17 protein-coding genes are annotated in these 20,731 nt (G+C 64.0%); 11 read left to right on the forward strand and 6 right to left on the reverse strand.

What is annotated here, in order from left to right; genetic code table 11:
* Window positions 1-69 precede the first annotated feature (69 nt).
* Window positions 70-636, reverse strand: coding sequence for an LON peptidase substrate-binding domain-containing protein (locus CK627_RS02810; RefSeq protein ID WP_005306528.1), 567 nt, complete (start codon window positions 634-636; stop codon window positions 70-72).
* Between the two features lie 313 nt (window positions 637-949).
* On the opposite strand from CK627_RS02810, the gene argS reads away from it, so the two are divergent.
* The 4 genes from argS (at window position 950) to hslU (ending at window position 5,653) form a co-directional block, all read left to right on the forward strand.
* Window positions 950-2,695, forward strand: a complete 1,746-nt coding sequence (gene argS / locus CK627_RS02815) for an arginine--tRNA ligase (RefSeq protein ID WP_017764841.1) — start codon at window positions 950-952, stop codon at window positions 2,693-2,695.
* Window positions 2,696-2,698: 3 nt separating this feature from the next.
* Window positions 2,699-3,538 (forward strand): SPOR domain-containing protein, encoded by an 840-nt coding sequence (locus CK627_RS02820; RefSeq protein WP_017784188.1) that lies wholly within the window; start codon window positions 2,699-2,701, stop codon window positions 3,536-3,538.
* Between the two features lie 186 nt (window positions 3,539-3,724).
* Window positions 3,725-4,258 (forward strand): ATP-dependent protease subunit HslV, encoded by a 534-nt coding sequence (hslV, locus tag CK627_RS02825; RefSeq protein WP_017779534.1) that lies wholly within the window; start codon window positions 3,725-3,727, stop codon window positions 4,256-4,258.
* Window positions 4,259-4,324: 66 nt separating this feature from the next.
* Window positions 4,325-5,653 carry an ATP-dependent protease ATPase subunit HslU gene (hslU, locus tag CK627_RS02830; protein WP_005306542.1) on the forward strand — a complete coding sequence of 443 codons (1,329 nt, stop codon included), beginning with the start codon at window positions 4,325-4,327 and terminating at the stop codon, window positions 5,651-5,653.
* An 88-nt stretch (window positions 5,654-5,741) separates the two neighbouring features.
* Here hslU and CK627_RS02835 read toward each other — a convergent pair whose 3' ends face one another.
* Window positions 5,742-7,166, reverse strand: a complete 1,425-nt coding sequence (locus CK627_RS02835; RefSeq protein WP_095591624.1) for an MFS transporter — start codon at window positions 7,164-7,166, stop codon at window positions 5,742-5,744.
* Between the two features lie 168 nt (window positions 7,167-7,334).
* On the opposite strand from CK627_RS02835, the gene CK627_RS02840 reads away from it, so the two are divergent.
* The 6 genes from CK627_RS02840 to mgtE all read left to right on the forward strand — a co-directional run bounded on the left by CK627_RS02840 (window position 7,335) and on the right by mgtE (window position 15,361).
* The gene (locus CK627_RS02840; protein ID WP_167385247.1) at window positions 7,335-8,246 is read left to right on the forward strand and encodes a LysR family transcriptional regulator; all 912 of its coding nucleotides are present in this window, start codon (window positions 7,335-7,337) and stop codon (window positions 8,244-8,246) included.
* A gap of 304 nt (window positions 8,247-8,550) precedes the next feature.
* Window positions 8,551-11,097: a nitrite reductase large subunit NirB gene (nirB, locus tag CK627_RS02845; RefSeq protein WP_167385248.1), complete on the forward strand. Its 2,547-nt coding sequence runs from the start codon at window positions 8,551-8,553 to the stop codon at window positions 11,095-11,097.
* 100 nt (window positions 11,098-11,197) lie between these two features.
* Window positions 11,198-11,515, forward strand: a complete 318-nt coding sequence (gene nirD / locus CK627_RS02850) for a nitrite reductase small subunit NirD (protein WP_017787078.1) — start codon at window positions 11,198-11,200, stop codon at window positions 11,513-11,515.
* Between the two features lie 57 nt (window positions 11,516-11,572).
* The gene (gene nirC, locus CK627_RS02855) at window positions 11,573-12,385 is read left to right on the forward strand and encodes a nitrite transporter NirC (RefSeq protein WP_095591627.1); all 813 of its coding nucleotides are present in this window, start codon (window positions 11,573-11,575) and stop codon (window positions 12,383-12,385) included.
* 12 nt (window positions 12,386-12,397) lie between these two features.
* Complete coding sequence (cysG, locus tag CK627_RS02860) at window positions 12,398-13,804, forward strand: siroheme synthase CysG (protein WP_095591628.1); 1,407 nt, start codon at window positions 12,398-12,400, stop codon at window positions 13,802-13,804.
* A 132-nt stretch (window positions 13,805-13,936) separates the two neighbouring features.
* Window positions 13,937-15,361: a magnesium transporter gene (gene mgtE / locus CK627_RS02865; protein WP_010635780.1), complete on the forward strand. Its 1,425-nt coding sequence runs from the start codon at window positions 13,937-13,939 to the stop codon at window positions 15,359-15,361.
* A 57-nt stretch (window positions 15,362-15,418) separates the two neighbouring features.
* Here the strand turns inward: mgtE and CK627_RS02870 are convergent, their stop codons facing one another.
* Window positions 15,419-17,272: a methyl-accepting chemotaxis protein gene (locus CK627_RS02870; protein ID WP_054543692.1), complete on the reverse strand. Its 1,854-nt coding sequence runs from the start codon at window positions 17,270-17,272 to the stop codon at window positions 15,419-15,421.
* 146 nt (window positions 17,273-17,418) lie between these two features.
* On the opposite strand from CK627_RS02870, the gene rraA reads away from it, so the two are divergent.
* Window positions 17,419-17,904 (forward strand): ribonuclease E activity regulator RraA, encoded by a 486-nt coding sequence (gene rraA, locus CK627_RS02875; protein ID WP_005306574.1) that lies wholly within the window; start codon window positions 17,419-17,421, stop codon window positions 17,902-17,904.
* A 270-nt stretch (window positions 17,905-18,174) separates the two neighbouring features.
* Here the strand turns inward: rraA and CK627_RS02880 are convergent, their stop codons facing one another.
* From CK627_RS02880 to CK627_RS02890, 3 genes are all read right to left on the reverse strand, one after another.
* Complete coding sequence (locus CK627_RS02880) at window positions 18,175-18,849, reverse strand: 7-cyano-7-deazaguanine/7-aminomethyl-7-deazaguanine transporter (protein WP_095591629.1); 675 nt, start codon at window positions 18,847-18,849, stop codon at window positions 18,175-18,177.
* Window positions 18,850-18,987: 138 nt separating this feature from the next.
* Window positions 18,988-19,269 carry a DUF3630 family protein gene (locus CK627_RS02885; protein ID WP_167385249.1) on the reverse strand — a complete coding sequence of 94 codons (282 nt, stop codon included), beginning with the start codon at window positions 19,267-19,269 and terminating at the stop codon, window positions 18,988-18,990.
* Window positions 19,270-19,279: 10 nt separating this feature from the next.
* Entirely contained in the window at window positions 19,280-20,707 is a 1,428-nt protein-coding gene (locus tag CK627_RS02890) for a protein adenylyltransferase SelO (protein ID WP_095591631.1), read from the reverse strand.
* Between the last annotated feature and the right edge of the window lie 24 nt (window positions 20,708-20,731).

The raw sequence follows: 20,731 nt of genomic DNA on the forward strand, positions 1-20,731 counted from the left end.
GAAGAGGGTGGTGAGTGCCAATACGTGCGGCGTGGCAAAAGGATCACCGGCTCTGCCATCAAAAACGGCTCAGTGGCTGGCGACCAGCAATCCGCTCAGCAGGGAGAGTGCCGGCTGGTTGTCTTCCGCCGCCACCAGCCACTGCTTCTGCTCAACGGGGATGGGCAGCACTTCCAGCCAGCGCTGGGCCACCCAGCTGGCATCGTCCCAGTCGGGGTTGCGGTAGAGGGCCGCATATTCCGGGTAGTCGTTGAACACCTCCTGCAGCGCCCTGGCCAGCGAGTGCTGATCGGCATTGAGCCGGCCGGTGCGCCAGGGGGGCAGCACCTCCACCTCCCCTACCCGCAAGCCGTCCGACTCCTGCCACAGATCGGTGATCCTGACCCGCTCCATGCCGAGCACCGTGATGCCGAGCAGACCGTCCGGCAGCTGATCGAAATCGACTATCCGTACCCGGGTGGCGATGGGGTACATGTTGCGCAGCGCATCGGGCTGGCGAGGATCCAGCATGCAGATAGCAAAACCCTGCTCTCCCGCCTCGGCGATCATGCGCTGATATCTGGGCTCGAAGATGCGCAGCGGCATGATGCCACCGGGCAGCAGGTGGGCCGAGAGGGGAAACAGCGCCAGTTTCATCGACAGATTCCTCGGTAAAAGGTACCTGTTGATACGACCGGGGCGGCGGGGCAGATCATTCAGAACGAGTTGGAATAAAAAACCCCTTAACAATCAGGGGAAAATAGCCTGGACAAGCCGCTTCGATATGCAGTAGAAATGGATAAGCACCGTAATTTCCGTCCAATATTCTGGGATCTGGTGCCAAATGCAGTGAAATATCCGCCCGACCGCGAGCGGCGGGTCATCCCTATAGTTTTCTCGGGCCGATGCGGGTAAAATTCACGCCCTTATATATCAGTCATTTTTCGACGCGCAACCTTGGTGGTCAGTTATGAAAGAGCATATTCATCATCTACTTGAACAAACGGTAGCCAATCTCAAGTCAGCGGGCATCCTGCCGGCGGACCTGGAAGCCCGCGTGCAAGTAGACCGATGCAAGGAGAAGGCTCACGGTGACCTGGCCACCAACCTGGCCATGCTGCTGGCCAAACCGGCCCGCAAGAATCCCCGTGAGCTGGCCGCTGCCATCATCGAGCACCTGCCCGCCTCCGACCTGATCGCCAAGGTCGAGATCGCCGGCCCCGGCTTCATCAACTTCTTCTTCGACCCGAGCTGGCTGGCTGGTCAGGTAGAGGCCATGGTGACCTCCGCCAACGCCAACGTGAAGCTGCCAACCCCGCAGACAGTGGTGGTGGACTACTCCGCCCCCAACGTGGCCAAAGAGATGGCGGTGCATCACATCCGCAGCACAGTCCTCGGTGACGTGGCTGCCCGCGCCCTCGAGTTCCTGGGCCACAAGGTGGTGCGTGCCAACCACATCGGCGACTGGGGTACCCAGTTCGGCATGTTGATCGCCTATCTGGAGAAGATGGCCAACGAGCACGCCTCCGACATGGAGCTGCGCGATCTGGAAGCCTTCTACACCCAGGCCAAGCGTCACTACGACGAAGACGAAGCGTTCGCCGAGCGCGCGCGCAACTACGTGGTCAAGCTGCAGGGTGGTGATGAGTACTGCCGCACCATGTGGAAGAAGCTGGTCGACATGACCATGGAGCAGAACCAGCGCAACTACGACCGCCTGAATGTCTCTCTGACCAACAAGGACATAATGGGCGAGTCCATGTACAACGACATGCTGCCGGAGATCGTCGCCGATCTGAAAGCGCGCGGCCTGGCGGTCGAGAGTGAAGGCGCCACCGTCGTCTTCCTTGACGAGTTCAAGAACAAGGATGGCGAGCCCATGGGCGTCATCATCCAGAAGAGCGATGGCGGCTTCCTCTACACCACCACCGACATCGCCTGTGCCAAGTATCGTTACGAGACCCTGGGCGCCGACCGGGTGATGTACTTTATCGACTCCCGCCAGCACCAGCACCTGATGCAGGCCTGGACCATCACCCGCAAGGCGGGCTATGTGCCGGAATCCGTGCCCCTCGAGCACCACGCCTTCGGCATGATGCTGGGCAAGGATGGCCGTCCCTACAAGACCCGCTCCGGCGGTACCGTCAAGCTGGTCGATCTGCTGAATGAGGCAGAAGAGCGCGCCGCTGCCCTGCTGGAGAGCCGCAACAGCGACCTCTCCGCCGAGGAGAAGGCCCAGGTGGTGCACGCCATCGCCATGGGCGCGGTCAAGTATGCGGATCTCTCCAAGAACCGCACTACCGACTACATCTTCGACTGGGATCTGATGCTCTCCTTTGAAGGCAACACCGCGCCCTACCTGCAGTACGCCTACACCCGGATCCAGTCCATCTTCCGCAAGGCCGGCGTCGATGCCGACACCCTGGGCGGCAAGGTGGTCCTGAACGAGGAAGCGGAAGAGACCCTGGCCCAGAAGCTGATCCAGTTCTCCGACGCTGTCAACGGCGTGGCGGACAAGGGCATGCCGCACCTGCTCTGTACCTATCTGTACGAGCTGTCCGGCAACTTCATGACCTTCTACGAAGCCTGCCCGATCAACAAGGATGGCGTGGACGAGGCGACTCGTCAGAGCCGTCTGCTGCTGTGCGCCGCCACCGCCAAGGTCCTCAAGCTGGGCCTGGGCGTACTGGGCATCCACACCCTGGAGCGCATGTAATAGATGGCGACCCGGGATTATGTCGGCAGCCGCCCGCGACGTCGGGCGGGTGGTCGCAACACCAAGAAAGCGGCACCTCGCCGCTTTCCTGTTATCCCGGCCCTGCTGGCCGTGGTGTTGCTGGCGGGGTTCGGCGGTTTCCTCTACATGATCAGTGGCAAGGGCAACGACGCCCCCACCATTGAGGAGCAGGTGAAAGCCAACAAGCCCAAGGCCCAGAGCAACGGCCTGCCGCAGGAGAAATGGAGCTACATCGAACGGCTGGAGAACAAGCAGGTCGACATCGTCGAGCCGCCGCCCCAGCCGGGCGTGCTGCCGCCACCGCCGGCGGAAACCATGACCCTGCAGCCGGAGAAGCTGCCGCAGCCGGTGCCGACCAATATTCCCCAGCCTGGAACCCCCATCGGCCAGGTGCAGCCCTACAAGCCGCAACCGGTACAACCGGCCAAGCCGGCTACCGGCGCGCCGGTAGCCAGTGCCCAGGAGCAGGTGATCGACCGCAAAGCCGAGCGGGATCGGATGGAGCGGGAGCTGCGCGCCGAACTGGAGCGGGAACGGGCCGAGGCCGCCAAGGCCAAGGCGGCGACCCCGCCTGCCGCGGCTGACAACGAGCGCTACATGATGCAGTGCGCCGCCCTGCGTTCGCAGGATTCCGCGGAATCCCTCAAGGCGCGCATCGCCTTCACCGCCGGGCTCTCCTCCAGCCTGCAGGTGGTGAACGGGGCCGGTGGCGCCGTCTACAAGGTGATGGTGGGCCCCTTCAGCGGCAAGGCGGCGGCCGACGCAGCCAACCGCAAGCTGCAGGGCTCTGGCATCAGCGGCTGCATCCCCAAGAAGGGGTGATCGCAGCGTCCATAAACAGGGCCTGGTGGCAACACCCGGCCCTGTTTCTTTTGGTGCCAGTCGCCACCACTCCCAGCCAACCCCGTTGGCCGCGCCAGCGCGCAGGCTTGAAAAGCCGGATTGCCATCCCCATCTCTCTTGCCATGCACAGTCAGGCCGTCATTCGGCTCAAGCGAGGTAAGTAAAGTGACTACCATAGTTTCAGTTCGCCGCAACGGTCAGGTCGTCATCGGTGGCGATGGCCAGGTTTCTCTTGGCAACACCGTCATGAAGGGCAACGCCCGCAAGGTTCATCGCCTCTACAACGGCAAGGTGCTGGCAGGTTTTGCCGGCGGCACCGCCGACGCCTTCACCCTGCTCGAGCGCTTTGAAGCCAAACTGCAGGCCCATCAGGGCAATCTGGAGCGCGCCGCCGTGGCGCTGGCCAAAGACTGGCGCACCGATCGCGCCCTGCGCCGCCTCGAGGCGCTGCTGGCCGTCGCCGACGAGCACAAATCCTTCATCATCACCGGCAACGGTGACGTGGTGCAGCCGGAACACGATCTCATCGCCATCGGCAGCGGCGGCAACTTCGCCCAGTCCGCCGCCATCGCCCTGCTGGAGAACACCGAGCTGGATGCCAAGAGCATCGTCGAGAAGTCCCTCAAGATTGCGGGCGACATCTGTGTCTTCACCAACGGCAACCACACCATCGAAGTGCTGGACTACACCGCCAAATAAGGCCGCCAGCCAAACCCCATTTTCCAAGGGGTGGGCCCTGCCCGCCCCGGATACAGGAACACCATCATGTCCGAGATGACCCCGAGAGAAATCGTCCACGAGCTGGACAGACACATCATTGGTCAGGCCGACGCCAAGCGTGCGGTGGCCGTGGCCCTGCGCAACCGCTGGCGCCGGATGCAGCTCTCCGAGGAGATGCGCCACGAGGTGACCCCGAAGAACATCCTGATGATCGGTCCGACCGGTGTCGGCAAGACCGAGATCGCCCGTCGTCTGGCCAAGCTGGCCAACGCCCCCTTCATCAAGGTCGAAGCGACCAAGTTCACCGAAGTGGGCTATGTGGGCAAGGAAGTGGACAGCATCATCCGCGACCTGACCGATGTCGCCATCAAGCTGGTGCGCGAGACCGAGATGGAGAAGATGAAATACCGCGCCGAAGAGGCCGCCGAAGAGCGCATCCTCGACGCCCTGCTGCCCAACCCGCGCAACAGCTGGGGCGAGGAAGAGAAAGCCGACAACTCCAACACCCGCCAGATCTTCCGCAAGAAACTGCGGGAAGGCCAGCTGGATGACAAGGAGATCGAGCTGGAGCTCTCCGCCTCCCCGATGGGCGTCGAGATCATGACCCCGCCGGGCATGGAAGAGATGGCCAACCAGCTGCAGGGGCTGTTCCAGAACCTGGGCCAGAACCAGAAGAAGAAGCGCAAGATCAAGGTCAAAGAGGCCATGAAGGCGCTGATCGAAGAGGAAGCGGCCCGCCTGGTCAACCCGGAAGAGCTGAAGCAGAAGGCCATCGCCTCCGTCGAGAACAACGGCATCGTCTTCCTCGACGAGATCGACAAGATCTGCAAGCGCGGCGAGAGCTCAGGCCCGGACGTTTCCCGTGAAGGGGTTCAGCGCGACCTGCTGCCGCTGGTCGAGGGCTGCACCGTCAACACCAAGCACGGCATGGTCAAGACCGATCACATCCTGTTCGTCGCCTCCGGCGCCTTCCAGATCGCCAAGCCGTCCGACCTCATCCCCGAGCTGCAGGGTCGTCTGCCGATCCGGGTCGAGCTGACCGCCCTGACCACCGAAGACTTCGAGCGGATCCTGACCGAGCCGAACGCCTCCCTGACCGATCAGTACAAGGCGCTGATGGCCACCGAAGGGGTCAACATCGAGTTCACCCAGGACGGTATCCGCCGTCTGGCCGAAGCGGCCTGGCAGGTCAACGAGCGCACCGAGAACATCGGCGCCCGTCGTCTGCACACCGTGATGGAACGACTGATGGAAGACATCTCCTACGACGCCTCCGAGAAGTCCGGCGAGACCTTCGTCATCAACACCGACTACGTCAACGCCCACCTCGGCAAGCTGATTGAAGACGAGGATCTGAGCCGCTTCATTCTGTAACAGGTTGATCGATAAAAAGGAGCTGAGCGGTTTACTATCCTGCTCAACCCCGTAGCAAGACGCCTCCCCTGTGGAGGCGTCTTCGTTTTCAGCGCTCTCTCAGCTCGCAGCCTTCCCGGGTCGCATTGCCCGGCACGTCGCGCTCACCTCTTCCCGCCAGCCAGAGTGCGCTCATCAGCAGCAGAGCCGTCAGGGCGAAGGTGGCCTGCATGGCGAACGCCAGCTCGCTCGCACTGGCGACGGCCGGATTGCCGCCTCCCGCCAGGGCGGCAAACAGGGCCCCCAGCCCCGCCGCCCCCGTCAGCTGGCCCAGATTGCGCGACAGGGTCAGCAACCCGGCCACGGCGCCACGGGTCTGTTCGTCGGCGGCGCCGATCACCAGGCTGTTGTTGGCGGTCTGGAACAGGGCGTAACCGGCAGTCAGCAGCAACACGGGCAGCAGGTATCCCACCGGGCCCCCGCCGCTGCCCAGGGTGGCCAGCAGCACCACCGCCGCGCTCATCACCAGCAAGCCCAGTCGCACCACTGTGATGGCGCCGATCCTGTCCACCAACCAGCCGGCTGGCATCCCGCTCAGTGCCGCCAGCAGGGGTCCACCCGAGATAAGCAGCCCGCTGGTCAGCGGGCCGAGCCCGAATACCCCCTGCAGATAGAAGGGACCGATCAGCAGGGTCGCCACCATCACCCCGGCCACCAGCGCACTGGCCGCCAGAGCGCCGCGCAGCCGCCGGGTTCGCAGCAACGCCAGCGGCAACAGAGGGGCGGGGGAGCCCAGTTCGCTGCGCACCAGCCAGGCGGCGGCCAGCAGCGCCCCGCCCCCAAGCCAGAGGGCCAGGACGCCTGTCGTAGTGAGAGCCAGCCCGTAGCCCAGCAGCGTCACCAGCAACCACCACAGGCTGGCCAGGTTGAGTCGTGCCCCCTGCCCGCTCGCCCCGTCATCGGGCAGACCGGCACGGGCACAAAGCAGCGCCAGCAGGCCGAGGGGTAGCAGCGCCAGGAAGGCAGCCTGCCAGCCCGCCACCTCCAGCAGCAGGCCGCCAAAGGAGGGGCCCAGCGCCGTGCCGCAGGCCGACAGGGTGCCGAGCAATCCCATGCTCCAGCCCCGTCTGGCCGGTGACACCAGCTGCCCCACCATGGCCAGCGAGAGCGTCAGCATGCAGGCCGCACTCGCCCCCAGCAGCGCCCGGGCTGCGATCAGCCAGCCGATGGTCGGCGCCAGCGCGCAGAGCAGGGAGGCCAGCGCAAAGCCCCCCATGCCCCAGAGTAGCAGCCAGCGCCGGCCGAACCTGTCACCCAGCCGGCCGGCCACCAGTGTCAGGCAAGTGAGCCCCAGCAGATAGGCCACCAGCACCCACTGCAAGGTGACGAAAGGTAGGTGAAAGGCCGCCCCCAATGCCGGCAGCAAGATGCCGCCCATGCTGGCCGCCAGCATGGGCAACAGGGTGGTTAGGCCAAGCGCCAGCAGACCGAGGCGAGGCGCCGCCAGGGACGGGAAATGGGTTGATGTTGACATGAGCCGGGCTCCACATAGGGGTGATGACGACAAGGCTAGTGGGGTCGGTGAGCAGGCGGAAGACGCACCAGTTGCAGCTTATCAATGCAGCGGACGCCATATAAGGGTGCCCGTTCTCGGGTATGATGAAGCTGGCCCCTCTGCTCCCACTCCGATGAAGGCATGCACATGAGCACTCCCGACCTCAACCTGCTGATCACCCTGGATGCCCTGCTGGACGAAGGCAGCGTGGCGGGCGCCGCCAGACGACTGGGCTTGAGCCCCTCCGCCATGAGCCGGGCCCTGGCAAGATTGCGGGAGACGACCGGCGACCCGCTGCTGGTGCGGGCCGGCCGCGGCCTGGTGCCGACCCCTCGAGCCCAATTGCTGCGCGAGCAGGTCGGTCGGCTGGTGCAAGAGGCAGAGAGCATGCTGAGCCCCCGGCAGGAGGTCGACCCGGCGCGGCTGGAGCGCACCTTCACCCTGCGCGCCAGCGAGGGGCTGGTGGAACTGTTCGGCGCCGCCCTGCTGAACCGACTCGCCGCCGAGGCCCCCGGAGTACGGCTCCACTTTCTGGCCAAGCCGGACAAGGAGAGCGGCCCCCTGCGCAGCGGCGAGCTGGATTTCGAGACCGGGGTCATCAGCGCCACCACGGCGCCCGAGCTGCGTACCCAAGCCCTGTTTCAGGACCACTTCGTCGTCGTGCTGCGCCCCGGTCATCCACTGTGCGACGGCCCGCTCACCGCCAGCCGCTACGCCGGGGCGCGCCACGTGCTGGTGTCCCGCCGCGGCCAACCCCACAGCCCGGTCGATGAGGCGCTGGCCAAGCAGGGGCTCTCGCGCACCGTCGCCACCCTGGTGCCCGGCTTTGCCACCGCGCTGGCGCTGGTGCGCGGCAGCGATCTGGTGGCCACTGTGCCTGAGCGTCATTGCGCCGCCCTGCTGGGGGATCTGGTTGTTCGTCCCCTGCCCTTCGCGCTGCCAGCGATCCGGGTCGCCCTGCTCTGGCACCCCAGGCTGGATGCCGACCCGGCCCACCGCTGGCTGCGCACCTTCATCCGCGATATCTGCGCCCAGGAGCCTTACCGCCCCCTTCCCTGACGCCCCCGGTTCTGCTGACAACCCATGGTTGCCGTCATCCCATGAAGGAATTTTTCACGCTTTTTGACGGTATGGGCATTTCTTTGCAGGGTCAGCCAGGCAGCCCCTGCGACGCTGGCCCCGATCCCCACGCCATAACCAATTGCACCACTGGTATACCTATTTATGTATAGCTTTGAATTATCAGGAATTACCCCTGATGGGATATATAAATAGACACTTGATTTGCATCAATCGCCCGCCCCTGCCGACTGGGTAGCCTAGCCTCAGAATGATGTTTTATTACTCCAAACTAGAGGCAATCATGAGCAAAGTCAGACTGGTCGTTGTGGGCAACGGCATGGTGGGGCACCGCTTCATCGAAGAGTTGATCGAGCGGGCTGAGCCGGGCCGCTACGAGATCACCGTCTTCGGTGCAGAACCCCGTCCCGCCTACGATCGCGTCCATCTCTCCTCCTACTTCTCCCACCACACCAGCGAAGATCTCTCCCTCGTCAAACCCGGTTTCTACGACAAGCACGGCATCCGGTTGCTGCTCGGCGAAGCGGTGAAAAAAATCGACAGGGCCAACCGCGAAGTGCACTCCAACAAGGGCACTGTGGTCGGTTACGACAAGCTGGTGCTGGCCACCGGCTCCTACCCCTGGGTGCCGCCCATTCAGGGCAGCCAGCACCACGAATGCTTCGTCTACCGCACCATCGAGGATCTCAAAGCCATCCGCAGCGCGGCCAAGAGCGGCAAGAGCGGGGTGGTGATCGGGGGCGGCCTGCTTGGCCTGGAAGCGGCCGGCGCCCTCAAGGCGCTGGGCCTCGAGACCCATGTGGTGGAGTTTGCCCCTGTGCTGATGGCCGAGCAGCTCGATGGCCAGGGCGGCCAGCTGCTGCGCCGCAAGATTGAATCCATGGGCGTGCAGGTGCACACCAGCAAGAGCACCAGCGAGATCCTGATGCACGGCGGTGAGCAGGCGAAACACCGCCTCGCCTTCGCCGACGGCAGCCAGCTGGAAGTGGACGTGGTGGTCTTCTCCACCGGCATCCGCCCACAAGACACCCTCGGTCGCTACGGCGATCTGGCCATCGCCGAGCGCGGCGGCATCGTCATCGACGATCACTGCCTCACCTCCGACCCCGACATCTACGCCATCGGCGAGTGTGCCGCCTGGCAGGGTCGCTTCTTCGGCCTGGTGGCACCGGGCTACAAGATGGCCCAGATCACCGTCGACCATCTGCTGGGCGGCGACAGTCGCTTCGAAGGGGCGGACATGAGCGCCAAGCTCAAGCTGCTCGGCGTCTCCGTCGGCTCCATCGGCGATGCCCACGGCCGCACCCCGGGCAGCCACAGCTATGTGTTCCAGGACGACCAGGCCGGCGTCTACAAGAAGATCGTGGTGAGCGAAGACAACAGCCGTCTGCTCGGCGCCGTGCTGGTGGGTGACGTGGAGGATTACGGCAACCTGCTGCAGATGATGCTCAACACCCTGCCCCTGCCGAGCCACCCGGACACCCTGATCCTGCCCGCCTACGCCGGTGCCAAGCCGACCCTGGGGGTGGATGCCCTGCCTGAGAGCGCCCAGATCTGCTCCTGCTTCGACGTCTCCAAGGGTGACATCGCCAAGGCGGTGGCCGAGGGTCACACCACGCTCGCCGCCATCAAGCAGCACACCAAGGCCGGCACCGGCTGCGGCGGCTGCGTGCCGCTCATCAGCCAGGTGCTCAACGCCGAGCTGGTGAAGCAGGGCATCGAGGTCAACAACCACCTCTGCGGCCACTTCCCCTACTCCCGTCAGGAGCTGTTCCACCTGGTCAAGGTGGAAGGGATCAAGAGCTTCGACGAGCTGCTGGCCAAGCACGGTCACGGCCATGGCTGCGAGGTGTGCAAACCGACCGTCGGCTCCATCCTCGCCTCCTGCTGGAACGACTATGTGCTGAGCCCGCTCAACACCCAGCTGCAGGACACCAACGACATCTTCCTCGGCAACATGCAAAAGGACGGCAGCTACTCCGTCATCCCGCGCATGGCCGGCGGTGAAGTGACCCCGGAAGGGCTGCTGGCGGTGGCCGAAGTGGCCCGCGACTACAAGCTCTACACCAAGATCACCGGCGCCCAGCGCATCGGCCTGTTCGGGGCCCAGAAGGATGATCTGCCCGCCATCTGGCGCAAGTTGCTGGCAGCGGGCTTCGAAACCGGTCAGGCCTACGCCAAGGCGCTGCGCATGGCCAAGACCTGCGTCGGCAGCACCTGGTGCCGCTTCGGTGTGCAGGACAGCGTCGGCCTCGGAGTCTTCCTCGAGAACCGCTACAAGGGCATTCGTACCCCGCACAAGATGAAGTTCGGCGTCTCCGGCTGTACCCGTGAGTGTGCGGAAGCCCAGGGCAAGGACGTCGGCATCATCGCCACCGACGCGGGCTGGAACCTCTATGTGGGCGGCAACGGCGGCATGAAGCCGCGCCACGCCGATCTGCTGGCGTCTGACCTCGACCGCGAGACCCTGATCAAGCTGATCGACCGCTTTATGATGTTTTACGTCACCAGCGCCGACAAACTGCAGCGCACCTCGGTCTGGCTCGGCAACCTGGAAGGGGGCGTCGACTACCTGCGCGAAGTGATCGTCGACGACAAGCTGGGACTGGCCGAGACCCTGGAGCGCGATATCCAGACCCTCATCGACAGCTACGAGTGCGAATGGTTGCGCACCCTCAACGAAGAGCAGGCGTTGCAGCGCTTCAGCCACTTCATCAACAGCGACAAGCGCGATCCGGACGTCCAGTTCGTCGCCGAGCGCGACCAGCACAGACCCGCCACTCCGGCCGAGCGCATCCCCGTCTACCAGATCGAGGTGGAAACCAAATGATGAAATTAGCCTGCCAACTCAACGACATCCTGCCGGGCTGCATGGACGTTTGCGCCCTGCTCGATAGCCAGTCCATCCAACTCGAGGTGGAGATTAAGCGATGAAACTTGCCTGCCAACTCAACGACATACTCCCTGGCACCGGCGTCTGTGCGCTCATTGAGGGTCGCCAGATCGCCCTGTTCCGCCCGAGCGCGGCGGCCGAGGTATTCGCCATCGACAACCGGGATCCCTTCTTCGCCGCCAACGTGCTGTCGCGCGGCATCGTAGGTGAACACGAGGGTGAGCTCTGGGTCGCCAGCCCGCTCAAGAAGCAGCACTTCCGTCTGCGCGACGGCCACTGCCTCGAGAACGCCGCCATGTCGGTGCAAAGCTATCCCGTTGAAGTACGCGACCAGCAGGTCTGGGTCGCCGTCTAAAGCCGATTTCACTCTCTTTCGGGCTGCCTGCGGGCGGCCCTCTTGAAGGAAACAAAGATGTATACCGAAACCATCAACAAGTGCGCCGCCAACGCGGCCCGCATCAACCGCTTCGAGCGCAGCGACAAGCTCGGCTTCTGGCTCAGCTCCGCCATGGCGGGGGCCTATGTGGGCCTTGGCATCATCCTCATCTTCACCCTGGGCAACCTGGTGGATCCGAGCATCCGTCCGCTGGTGATGGGGGCCACCTTCGGCATCGCCCTGACCCTGGTCATCATCGCCGGCTCCGAGCTCTACACCGGCCACACCATGTTCCTCACCTTCGGGGTGAAGACCGGCAAGATCGCCATGGCCGACCTGCTGCGCATCCTGCCGCAAACCTGGGCTGGCAACCTGCTCGGCTCCATCGCAGTGGCGCTCATCTACTCCTACGGCGGCAGCCTGCTGCCGGACGCAGGCAGCCTGGCCCACAAGGTGGCGCTGGCCAAGACCCAGGCACCGGCCCTGACCCTGTTCATGAAAGGGATCCTCTGCAACTGGCTGGTCTGCCTCGCCATCTGGATGGCGCTGCGCACCGAAGGTGCCGCCCGCTTCATCGCCATCTGGTGGTGCCTGCTGGCCTTCATCGCCTCCGGCTACGAGCACTCCATCGCCAACATGACCCTGTTCGCCCTCTCCTGGTTCGGCGCCCACTCCGAGGCCTACACTCTTGGCGGCATCGGCCACAACCTGCTGTGGGTGACCCTGGGCAACACAGTCTCCGGCACCCTCTTCATGGGCCTCGGCTACTGGTATGCCACCCCCAAGGCTGAACGCCCTGTCGCGGTGACCGACGCCACCAACACCGCCAGCCAGACCCAAACCGCCTGATCAGGAGGCCCCATGGACTACTTGCCCATCTTTTGCCGACTCGACAACAAACCCGTGCTGCTGGTCGGCGGTGGCGAGGTAGCTGAGCGCAAGGCGCGCCTGCTGCTGGATGCCGGGGCCCACCTCACCGTGGTCGCGCCCGAGCTCGACCCCGAGCTGGCTGAACTGGCTGCCAACGGCAGCATCGAGTGGCTGGCCGGTGAATTCGCGCCGCAGCAACTGGCGGGCAAGTGGCTGGTGGTGGCCGCCACCGATAGGCGCGAGGTGAACGCTCTGGTCTACCAGAGCGCGAACCAGGCGCGGATCTTTGCCAACGTGGTGGATGACCCCAAGCGTTCCAGCTTCATCATGCCATCCATCATCGACCGCTCGCCGCTGATGGTGGCCATCTCCTCCGGCGGCAAGGCGCCGGTGCTGGCCCGGCTGCTGCGGGAGAAACTCGAAGCCATGCTGCCCCAGCACCTGGGCGCCGTGGCGACCTTTGCCGGCAGCCTGCGGGATCGGGTCAAGGCGCGCTTCGCCACCATGGGGGAGCGGCGCCGCTTCTGGGAGCGGCTGCTCGGGGCCGATCGCCTCGGGCAGGCGCTGGCGCGGGGGGATAGCGCCTCTGCCAATCAACTGGCCGACACCCTGTTTGCTGACGAGAGCAAGGCTCACGGCGAGGTGGTGCTGGTCGGTGCCGGCCCCGGGGATCCGGGCCTGCTCACCCTGCACGCCCTGCGCCAGATGCAGCAGGCGGACGTGGTGGTCTATGACCGCCTGGTCTCCGACGAGGTGATGGCGCTGGTGCGCCGCGATGCCAAGCGCATCTTTGTCGGCAAGCAGGCGGGCAACCACTGCGTGCCGCAGGAGGGGATCAACCAGCTCTTGCTGGAGGAGGCGAAGAAGGGTCAGCGGGTGGTGCGGCTGAAGGGGGGCGATCCCTTCATCTTCGGCCGTGGCGGCGAGGAGCTGGAGACGCTGGTGGGCAGCGGCATCGGTTTTCAGGTGGTGCCGGGGATCACCGCGGCCAGCGGCTGCGCCGCCTACGCCGGCATTCCGCTGACCCACCGGGATCACGCCCAGAGCGTGCGCTTCGTCACCGCCCACGGCAAAGGTGGCGCCCAGGATCTCGACTGGCCGCTACTGGCCAAAGACAAACAGACCCTGGTGTTCTATATGGGGCTTTCATCCTGCGGGGTAATCCGCGAGCAACTGCTGGCCCACGGCAAGGGGGGCGACACCCCGGTGGCGCTGATCGAGCGCGGCACCCAGCCGAGCCAGCGGGTCATTCGCGGCACCCTTGACCAGTTGCCCGCGCTCGCCATCGGCGTCGAAAGCCCGGCCCTTATCATGGTGGGCTCGGTGGTAACCCTGGCTGACTCCCTCGCCTGGTTCGGGCAAGGGGCTGCCACGGAGAGGGCGCTGGCTTCGGCCTGATATCACCTCATATGCAAACGCCATCCTGGGGTGGCGTTTCTTTTCCTGCATTTACTGTCATAACCTCTTGTTTTGAGTCTGGTATCCTATGGGGTGTGTCAGCCGGACCACCGAATTCAGGAATTCAGTTTCATGTCTCTCCCCGCCAAGAACAACGCCAAGCAGCGTGAACAGGACAGAGCCCGCATCCTCACCCTGCTGCTCGCCGACGACGCCCTCACCGACAGCCTGCTCGACCCGCAAGGGGAGCAGGACGCCGAACTGCGGGACCAGACCAGCGAGCTCACCCGACTGGTCAACAGCCTGCCCGCCGCCGATATCGCCGATGCGCTGGAGTCCCTGCCGCCGGACGAGCGTCACGTACTGTGGCAGCAGGTGGATGCAGACAAGCACGGCCAGATCCTGGTGGAGGCCTCGGAGACGGTGTGGGACAGCCTCATCAGCGGCATGAGCGACAAGGAGCTGCTGCATGCCCTGAGCACCCTCGACATCGACGATCAGATCTATCTGGGCCAGTACCTGCCCCGCAACCTGATGGGGCGGCTGCTCACCTCCATGGCCCCCATGGACAGGGATCGGGTGCGGGAGGTGATCCGCTACGGCAAGCACACGGTTGGCGCCATGATGGACTTCGACCTGGTGACTGTGCGTCCGGATGTGACCCTGGCCACCGTCCAGCGCTACCTGCGCCTGCGCGGCCAGATCCCCGACAACACCGACAAGTTGTTCGTCATCGACCGTCGCAACCGGCTGCAGGGAGAACTGCCGCTCACGACCGTGTTGCTGCACAGACCCGAGACCCGGGTGAGCGATGTGATGGAGAAGGATCCGGTCACCTTCGATCCGGAAGACAACGATGAGGCCGCCGCCCGTACCTTCGAGCGGGACGACCTGGTCTCCGCCGCCGTGGTGGATGCCAGGGGCAAACTGATGGGCCGGCTCACCGTCGCCGAGGTGGTGGATCTGGTCTATGAGGAGAGCGATACCGACCTGCGCCGGATGGGGGGGATCAGCGAGGAGGAGGACGTGTTCGCGCCCGTCTCCAAGGCGGTCAAGACTCGCTGGGCCTGGCTCGCCATCAACCTCTGCACCGCCTTCGTGGCATCGCGGGTGATCGGCCTGTTCGAGCACACCATCTCCCAGCTGGTGGCGCTGGCGGCGCTGATGCCCATCGTCGCCGGCATCGGCGGCAACACCGGCAACCAGACCATCACCATGATAGTGCGGGCACTGGCGCTGCAGCACATCCAAACCGGCAACGTCTCCTTCCTGCTGTGGCGCGAACTGGGGGTGGCCCTGATCAACGGCCTGGTGTGGGGCGGCACCATGGGGGTCGCCACCTACATCCTCTATCAGGATGCGGCGCTGGGCGCCGTGATGACGCTCGCCATGATGCTCAACCTGCTGGTGGCGGCGCTGATGGGGGTCATCATCCCCATGACCATGAGCCGGCTGGGCCGCGACCCGGCGGTGGGTGCCAGCGTGATGATCACCGCCATCACCGACACCGGCGGCTTCTTCATCTTCCTGGGGCTGGCCACCCTGTTCCTGCTTTAATCCGGTCTGCAACAAAAAGGGAGCCTTCATGGCTCCCTTGTTCATTCAGCGCAGCCGCTACACCCGGTATTTGGCCACCGCCTGGTTGAGCAGCTTGGCCTGCTCGGTCAGGCCATGACTCGATTTGGCGTTCTCCTCCGCCATCAGGCTCGACTCCTGGGCGATGTCGCGGATGTTGTTGACGTTGCGGTTCACCTCGTTGGCCACCAGGCTCTGCTGCTCGATGGCGGCGGCAATCTGGGTGCTCATGTCCATGATGTGGGTGACGTCCTGGGTGATCTGCTCCAGCAGTTCACCCGCCATGCTGGCCTGCTCCGAGCTGCTGTTGCCCTGCTCGCGGCAGGTCGCCATCATGCCCACTATGTTGCCGGTCTGCTTCTGCAGCGAGCTGATGATGCCGGCGATCTCCTGGGTCGACTTCTGGGTGCGGATGGCGAGGCTGCGCACCTCGTCCGCCACCACCGCAAAGCCGCGGCCCTGATCTCCCGCCCGCGCCGCCTCAATGGCCGCGTTGAGGGCCAGCAGGTTGGTCTGCTCGGCAATGCCGCGGATCACGTCCAGCACAGAGCCGATGGTTTCACTCTCCTGCTGCAGCTGGGCCACTTCGCGGGAGGAGTTCTCCAGGTTGTCGGCCAGGGAGCGGATCTGGCTGACGGTGTTCTCCACCGCACTGCGCCCCTCCATCGCCTTGTTGTTGGTGGTCTGGGCATTGTTGGCGGCCTGCTCGGTGTTGCGGGCGATCTCCTCTATGGTGGAGCCCATTTCGGTGGAGGCGGTCGCCACCATGTCGGTCTCCTGCAGCTGGCGGGCCGCCCCCTCGCTGGTGCGGCGGACGTTGCCTGAGAGATGATCCGCCGCCTCAGTCAGGGTGTGCACGCTCTGCTTCACATCGCCGATGAGGTGGCGAAAACCTCCCAGCATGACGTCCAGGTTGCTCGCCAGCTGCGCCATCTCGTCCGCCCCCTGCAGCTCGATCTTGAGGCGCAGGTCATTGTCCTGCCGGATGCGGTTGACGGTGTCGTTCACCCGCGAGATGGGGCGATCGATGCTGCGGCCCAGCAGCATGCTCATGATGCCCATCAGCACTATGATGACGCCGCCACAGACCAGCATCAGGGTGTTGAGGCGCGAGGTCTGCCGTACCAGCTCGTCGGCGATGTGCTTGTCGACCGCGGCGAACCCTTGCTCGGTCTGGTGCACCAAGTCCCGCATCTGGCTGCGCAGCCCTTCCCCCTCATTCAGCCCCAGCACCTGCATTCCCTGCACCAGGGCGATGAAGTCCTGCTTGTACTGCTCGCTGGCCTGCTCCAGCTTGCCGCGTTCAGCCTCCGGCAAGGTCGCGAGCCGCTGCTGGAAATCCTTGTGCAGGGTCTGGAAGCGCTCCAGATACTGGATGTCGGAGCGCAGCATGAAGTCTTTCTCCGCCCGCCGCAGCTGCAGCATGGTGATGAGCAGTCCCTGCTCATCCAGCTGCTTGAGCCCCTCCTCCACCTCGTGCACCGCCGTCCGCAGGCGACCGTAGAGTCCATCCTCCGGCCCCAGCCCGATCTTCTGCTGCTGGACCACCAGCTCGTTGAAGGCCTTGCCATAGGCCTCCATCTGCTGATCCAGCATGGTCAGCTCGCCCTGCACGGCACTCAGGTTGTCCTCCTGGCTCAGGGTCTGGTTGAGCCGGTGAAAGTCAGCCAGCACTTCATTGAAGCGGGCAACGAAGGTCAGATCCTTGCGGATCAGGAAGTCCTTCTCCGCTCGTCGCAGGTTGAGCATGGCGATCTCGAGGCTGTCCACATTGCGCTGGGCCTCGGTCAGATGGCGACTCACCTGGTTGGAGTAGAAAAACAGGCTGCTCAATACCAGCATGGCCACGGCGACCAGCGCGGTATTCAGGATCAATTTATGACGGATGAGCACGATGAACCTCTCACAAACATGGGGTGGCATGCATTGAGCTTATGCAGAAAACGTTATCCCTGTTGTTGTTCAAGGAATATTCATTGAAATGCCAGTCCCACTCCTTATACTGGATCCCACCTGTTTCCAGCGGTGGATTTGACACAATGGAATACAACACTTCAGAACTGTGCGACATCTATCAGGACATGGTGGATGTGCTCGAACCCATGCTCTGCTCCTTCGGCGGCCGCGCCTCCTTCGGCGGCGTCATCACCACAGTCAAATGCTTCGAATCGAACGGCCTGATCCGTGAACTCGTCAAAGAGAACGGCGTTGGTCGGGTACTGCTGATCGATGGCGGCGGTTCCATGCGCCGTGCCCTGATCGACAGCGAGATCGCCACCACGGCGGCCGAGAACGAGTGGGAAGGGATCGTCTGCTACGGCTGCGTGCGCGAGGTCGACATTCTGGAAGATCTGGATATCGGCATTCAGGCGCTGGCGGCCATTCCGGTGGGTGCCGACAGCAAGGACGTAGGCGAGACCGATCTGCCGGTCAACTTCGGCGGCGTCACCTTCCTGCCGGACGACCATCTCTACGCCGATACCACAGGGGTGATCCTCTCCCCCGATGCGCTCGACATCGAGTAAGCAGAGCAGAGTGAGAATGGGAGCCAAGGCTCCCATTTTTTATGCCCGCGTGCTGCCGGACGCGGACAAAAAAAGAGGGCCAGTAAAAACTGGCCCCTTAACTGGAAGCAATGTGAGCAATGTCGTGCCTTCACAAGAAGTCCATCACGTTGGAACGAATGAAGTCTTTCCCGGAAAACAAGGTAACAATAATCATTCTCATTTAACTAAGCAACCCTTATTTGCCATAAATGCAAAAAAATTGACCACCCCGAGGGGTGGTCAATGTCGTCAGGCTTGCCGTGTGGCCGTTTGCAGGCCGCTCAAACCAGCCTCACCCACCAGCTTGCGGCTGAGATAACGCAGTAGCACGCCGTAGAGCGGCACAAACAATCCCAGGCTTATCAGCAGCTTGAACACGTAGTCCACGGTTGCGATCTCGACCCAGTGTTCGGCCATGAAGGGATCCGTGCTGCACCAGAAGGCGATGGTGAAGAAGGTGATGGTATCCACCAGATTGCCGAACAGGGTGGAGGCGGCCGGGGCCACCCACCAGGCTTTCAGCAGCCGCAGCCGGTTGAACACCACCACGTCCATGAACTGGCCCACCAGATAGGCCATAAAGCTGGCCAGGGCGATACGTGCCACGAACAGGTTGAACTCGGCCAGATTGCCAACGCCCTGGAAGCTGCCCTCGAAGAACAGCACCGACAGCGCATAGGAGATGGCCAGCGCCGGCAACATCACGGTCTGGATGATCTTGCGCGCCAGACCGGCACCGAAGATCCGCACCGTCAGATCGGTGGCCAGAAAGATGAACGGGAAGCTGAAGGCCCCCCAGGTGGTATGGAAGCCGAAGATGGTGATCGGCAGCTGCACCAGGTAGTTGCTGCTGGCAATGATCAGGATGTGGAACAACGAGAGGCGCACCAGCGCCGTCTGGTGCTGAGCAGGGGTCAGATTCATATTGTGACCTTTTTGGTTAATGGGGTTAGGGAACCCATACCGCCACCATTGGCGATAATTGAGGGGCGAGATTATACGCCCCCAAATTGATAGTTCAATCTTTATGCGGTGGGTTGAGGCTGCGGCGCCTGCTCAGCCCTAATGCTGGCGGGCCAGCCAGAGCAACACCTCGGCATCGACCGGCTGCTCCGCCGCCAGCCAGCAGCCGCTGTAGTGTTCGTACTCGAGCCGAAAGCGGCTCCCCTCGAATTCCAGCAGCCAGCTGTGACGATCGGCGCCACACTCACGCTCGAGCGCCACCAGCTCCCACTCCTGCAACAGGGAATCGGCCAGGATTGGAAAACTGTCCCAGTCGAGCGCGGGGTGCTCCAGCGTCACCACCCCGGCCTCCCTGTCTATCTGCGTGATACGCCAGTTCATCGGCTGCTCCTCAACTGCTGCAAGAGAGCTCGCCACCGCAATACCATGCGGGGGACGGGGTGGCGAGATCCTCGTACTCGGGTTGTTCATCATAGGGATGCTGCAGGGCCGCAAACAGCCGCTCGAACGGTGCCATGTCGCCCTGCTCGGCAGCCTCGATCACCCGCTGGGCCAGCGCGTTGCGCAGCACATACTTGGGATTGACCGCATCCATCTGTGCCTTGCGCACAGCATCCTCGCTCCCCTCCCGGGCGAGTCGCGCCCGATAGGCCTCAAGCCACCCTTGCCAGGCGGCAGGGTCGGACAGCAGGGCCAGCAGGCTAGCGGGCCAGTCGCCCTGAGCGGTAAGCGCCCCCAGCCGACGCAGGAACAGGTGGTAATCCACCTTATACGCCGCCAGCAGCCTGAACAGCTCGCGAAACAGCGCCGGATCCTCCTCTTCCCACACCACCAGCCCCAGCTTGGCGCGCATCAGCTCGGAATAGTGCAGCATCAACTGGTGTTCGTACTGGGCCAGGGCCGACGCCAGCGCGTCGCCGTCGACGTGGCCGGCCAGCGCCTGGGCCAACTTCTGCAGGTTCCAGTAGCCGACCGCCGGTTGCTGATCCAGCGCATAACGACCGCCCGGATCCGAGTGATTGCAGACAAAGTCCGGCACATAGGCATCGATGAAGCCGTAGGGGCCGTAATCCAGGGTCAGCCCGAGCAGCGACATGTTGTCGGTGTTCATCACCCCGTGGCAGAAACCTGCCGCCTGCCACTTGGCGATGAGCCGCGCGGTGCGGCGCACCACTTCGGCAAACAGCTCGACCCCGTTCGCAAGCTCCTGGAAATGATGACGCAGCGCATAGTCGATGAGGGCCGGGATCTTCTCCCCCTGCCCGCTCCAGGCGAAATACTCGACATGGCCGAAGCGCAGATGGCTCGGGGCGGTGCGCAGCACGGTCGCGCCCGTCTCCACCTGTTCGCGGTAGACCGGCTCCTGGCTGCCCACCAGCACCAGTGCCCTGGTGGTGGGGATGCCGAGGGCATGCAACGCCTCGGAGGCGAGATACTCGCGAATGCTGGATCGCAGCACGGCACGGCCATCGCCGAACCGGGAGAAAGGGGTCTTACCCGCCCCTTTCAGGTGCAGGTCCCAGCGGCTGCCATCCGGTGCCTGCTGCTCCCCCAGCAACAGGGCACGGCCATCACCGAGACGCGGGCTGTAGCCGCCGAACTGATGGCCCGCATAGACCTGGGCCACCGGCTGCATGCCGGGCAAAGGCTGGCCATGGCCACAGCAGGCCAGCCAGTCGGCATCGCTCACCGTCCCCAGCCCCAGCTCGCCGAGCAGCGCACGGTTGAGGTGCAGCAGGCCGGGAGCATGCAATGGCTGGGGGGCAACGGGCTCACAGGCCCAGGGCAGTTCGGTGGCAAAAGTGTTGATCAGCTTCATGGTGGTGCGGTTCGTCCCTGCGTA

The organism is Aeromonas dhakensis (assembly GCF_002285935.1).
GTDB lineage: Bacteria > Pseudomonadota > Gammaproteobacteria > Enterobacterales > Aeromonadaceae > Aeromonas > Aeromonas dhakensis.

Coding starts and splice junctions, on each gene's coding strand:
- CK627_RS02810 (WP_005306528.1), bottom strand. CDS start 636: ATGAAACTGGCGCTGTTTCCCCTCTCGGCCCACCTGCTGCCCGGTGGC.
- argS (WP_017764841.1), top strand. CDS start 950: ATGAAAGAGCATATTCATCATCTACTTGAACAAACGGTAGCCAATCTC.
- CK627_RS02820 (WP_017784188.1), top strand. CDS start 2,699: ATGGCGACCCGGGATTATGTCGGCAGCCGCCCGCGACGTCGGGCGGGT.
- hslU (WP_005306542.1), top strand. CDS start 4,325: ATGTCCGAGATGACCCCGAGAGAAATCGTCCACGAGCTGGACAGACAC.
- CK627_RS02835 (WP_095591624.1), bottom strand. CDS start 7,166: ATGTCAACATCAACCCATTTCCCGTCCCTGGCGGCGCCTCGCCTCGGT.
- CK627_RS02840 (WP_167385247.1), top strand. CDS start 7,335: ATGAGCACTCCCGACCTCAACCTGCTGATCACCCTGGATGCCCTGCTG.
- nirB (WP_167385248.1), top strand. CDS start 8,551: ATGAGCAAAGTCAGACTGGTCGTTGTGGGCAACGGCATGGTGGGGCAC.
- nirD (WP_017787078.1), top strand. CDS start 11,198: ATGAAACTTGCCTGCCAACTCAACGACATACTCCCTGGCACCGGCGTC.
- nirC (WP_095591627.1), top strand. CDS start 11,573: ATGTATACCGAAACCATCAACAAGTGCGCCGCCAACGCGGCCCGCATC.
- cysG (WP_095591628.1), top strand. CDS start 12,398: ATGGACTACTTGCCCATCTTTTGCCGACTCGACAACAAACCCGTGCTG.
- mgtE (WP_010635780.1), top strand. CDS start 13,937: ATGTCTCTCCCCGCCAAGAACAACGCCAAGCAGCGTGAACAGGACAGA.
- rraA (WP_005306574.1), top strand. CDS start 17,419: ATGGAATACAACACTTCAGAACTGTGCGACATCTATCAGGACATGGTG.
- CK627_RS02880 (WP_095591629.1), bottom strand. CDS start 18,849: ATGAATCTGACCCCTGCTCAGCACCAGACGGCGCTGGTGCGCCTCTCG.
- CK627_RS02885 (WP_167385249.1), bottom strand. CDS start 19,269: ATGAACTGGCGTATCACGCAGATAGACAGGGAGGCCGGGGTGGTGACG.
- CK627_RS02890 (WP_095591631.1), bottom strand. CDS start 20,707: ATGAAGCTGATCAACACTTTTGCCACCGAACTGCCCTGGGCCTGTGAG.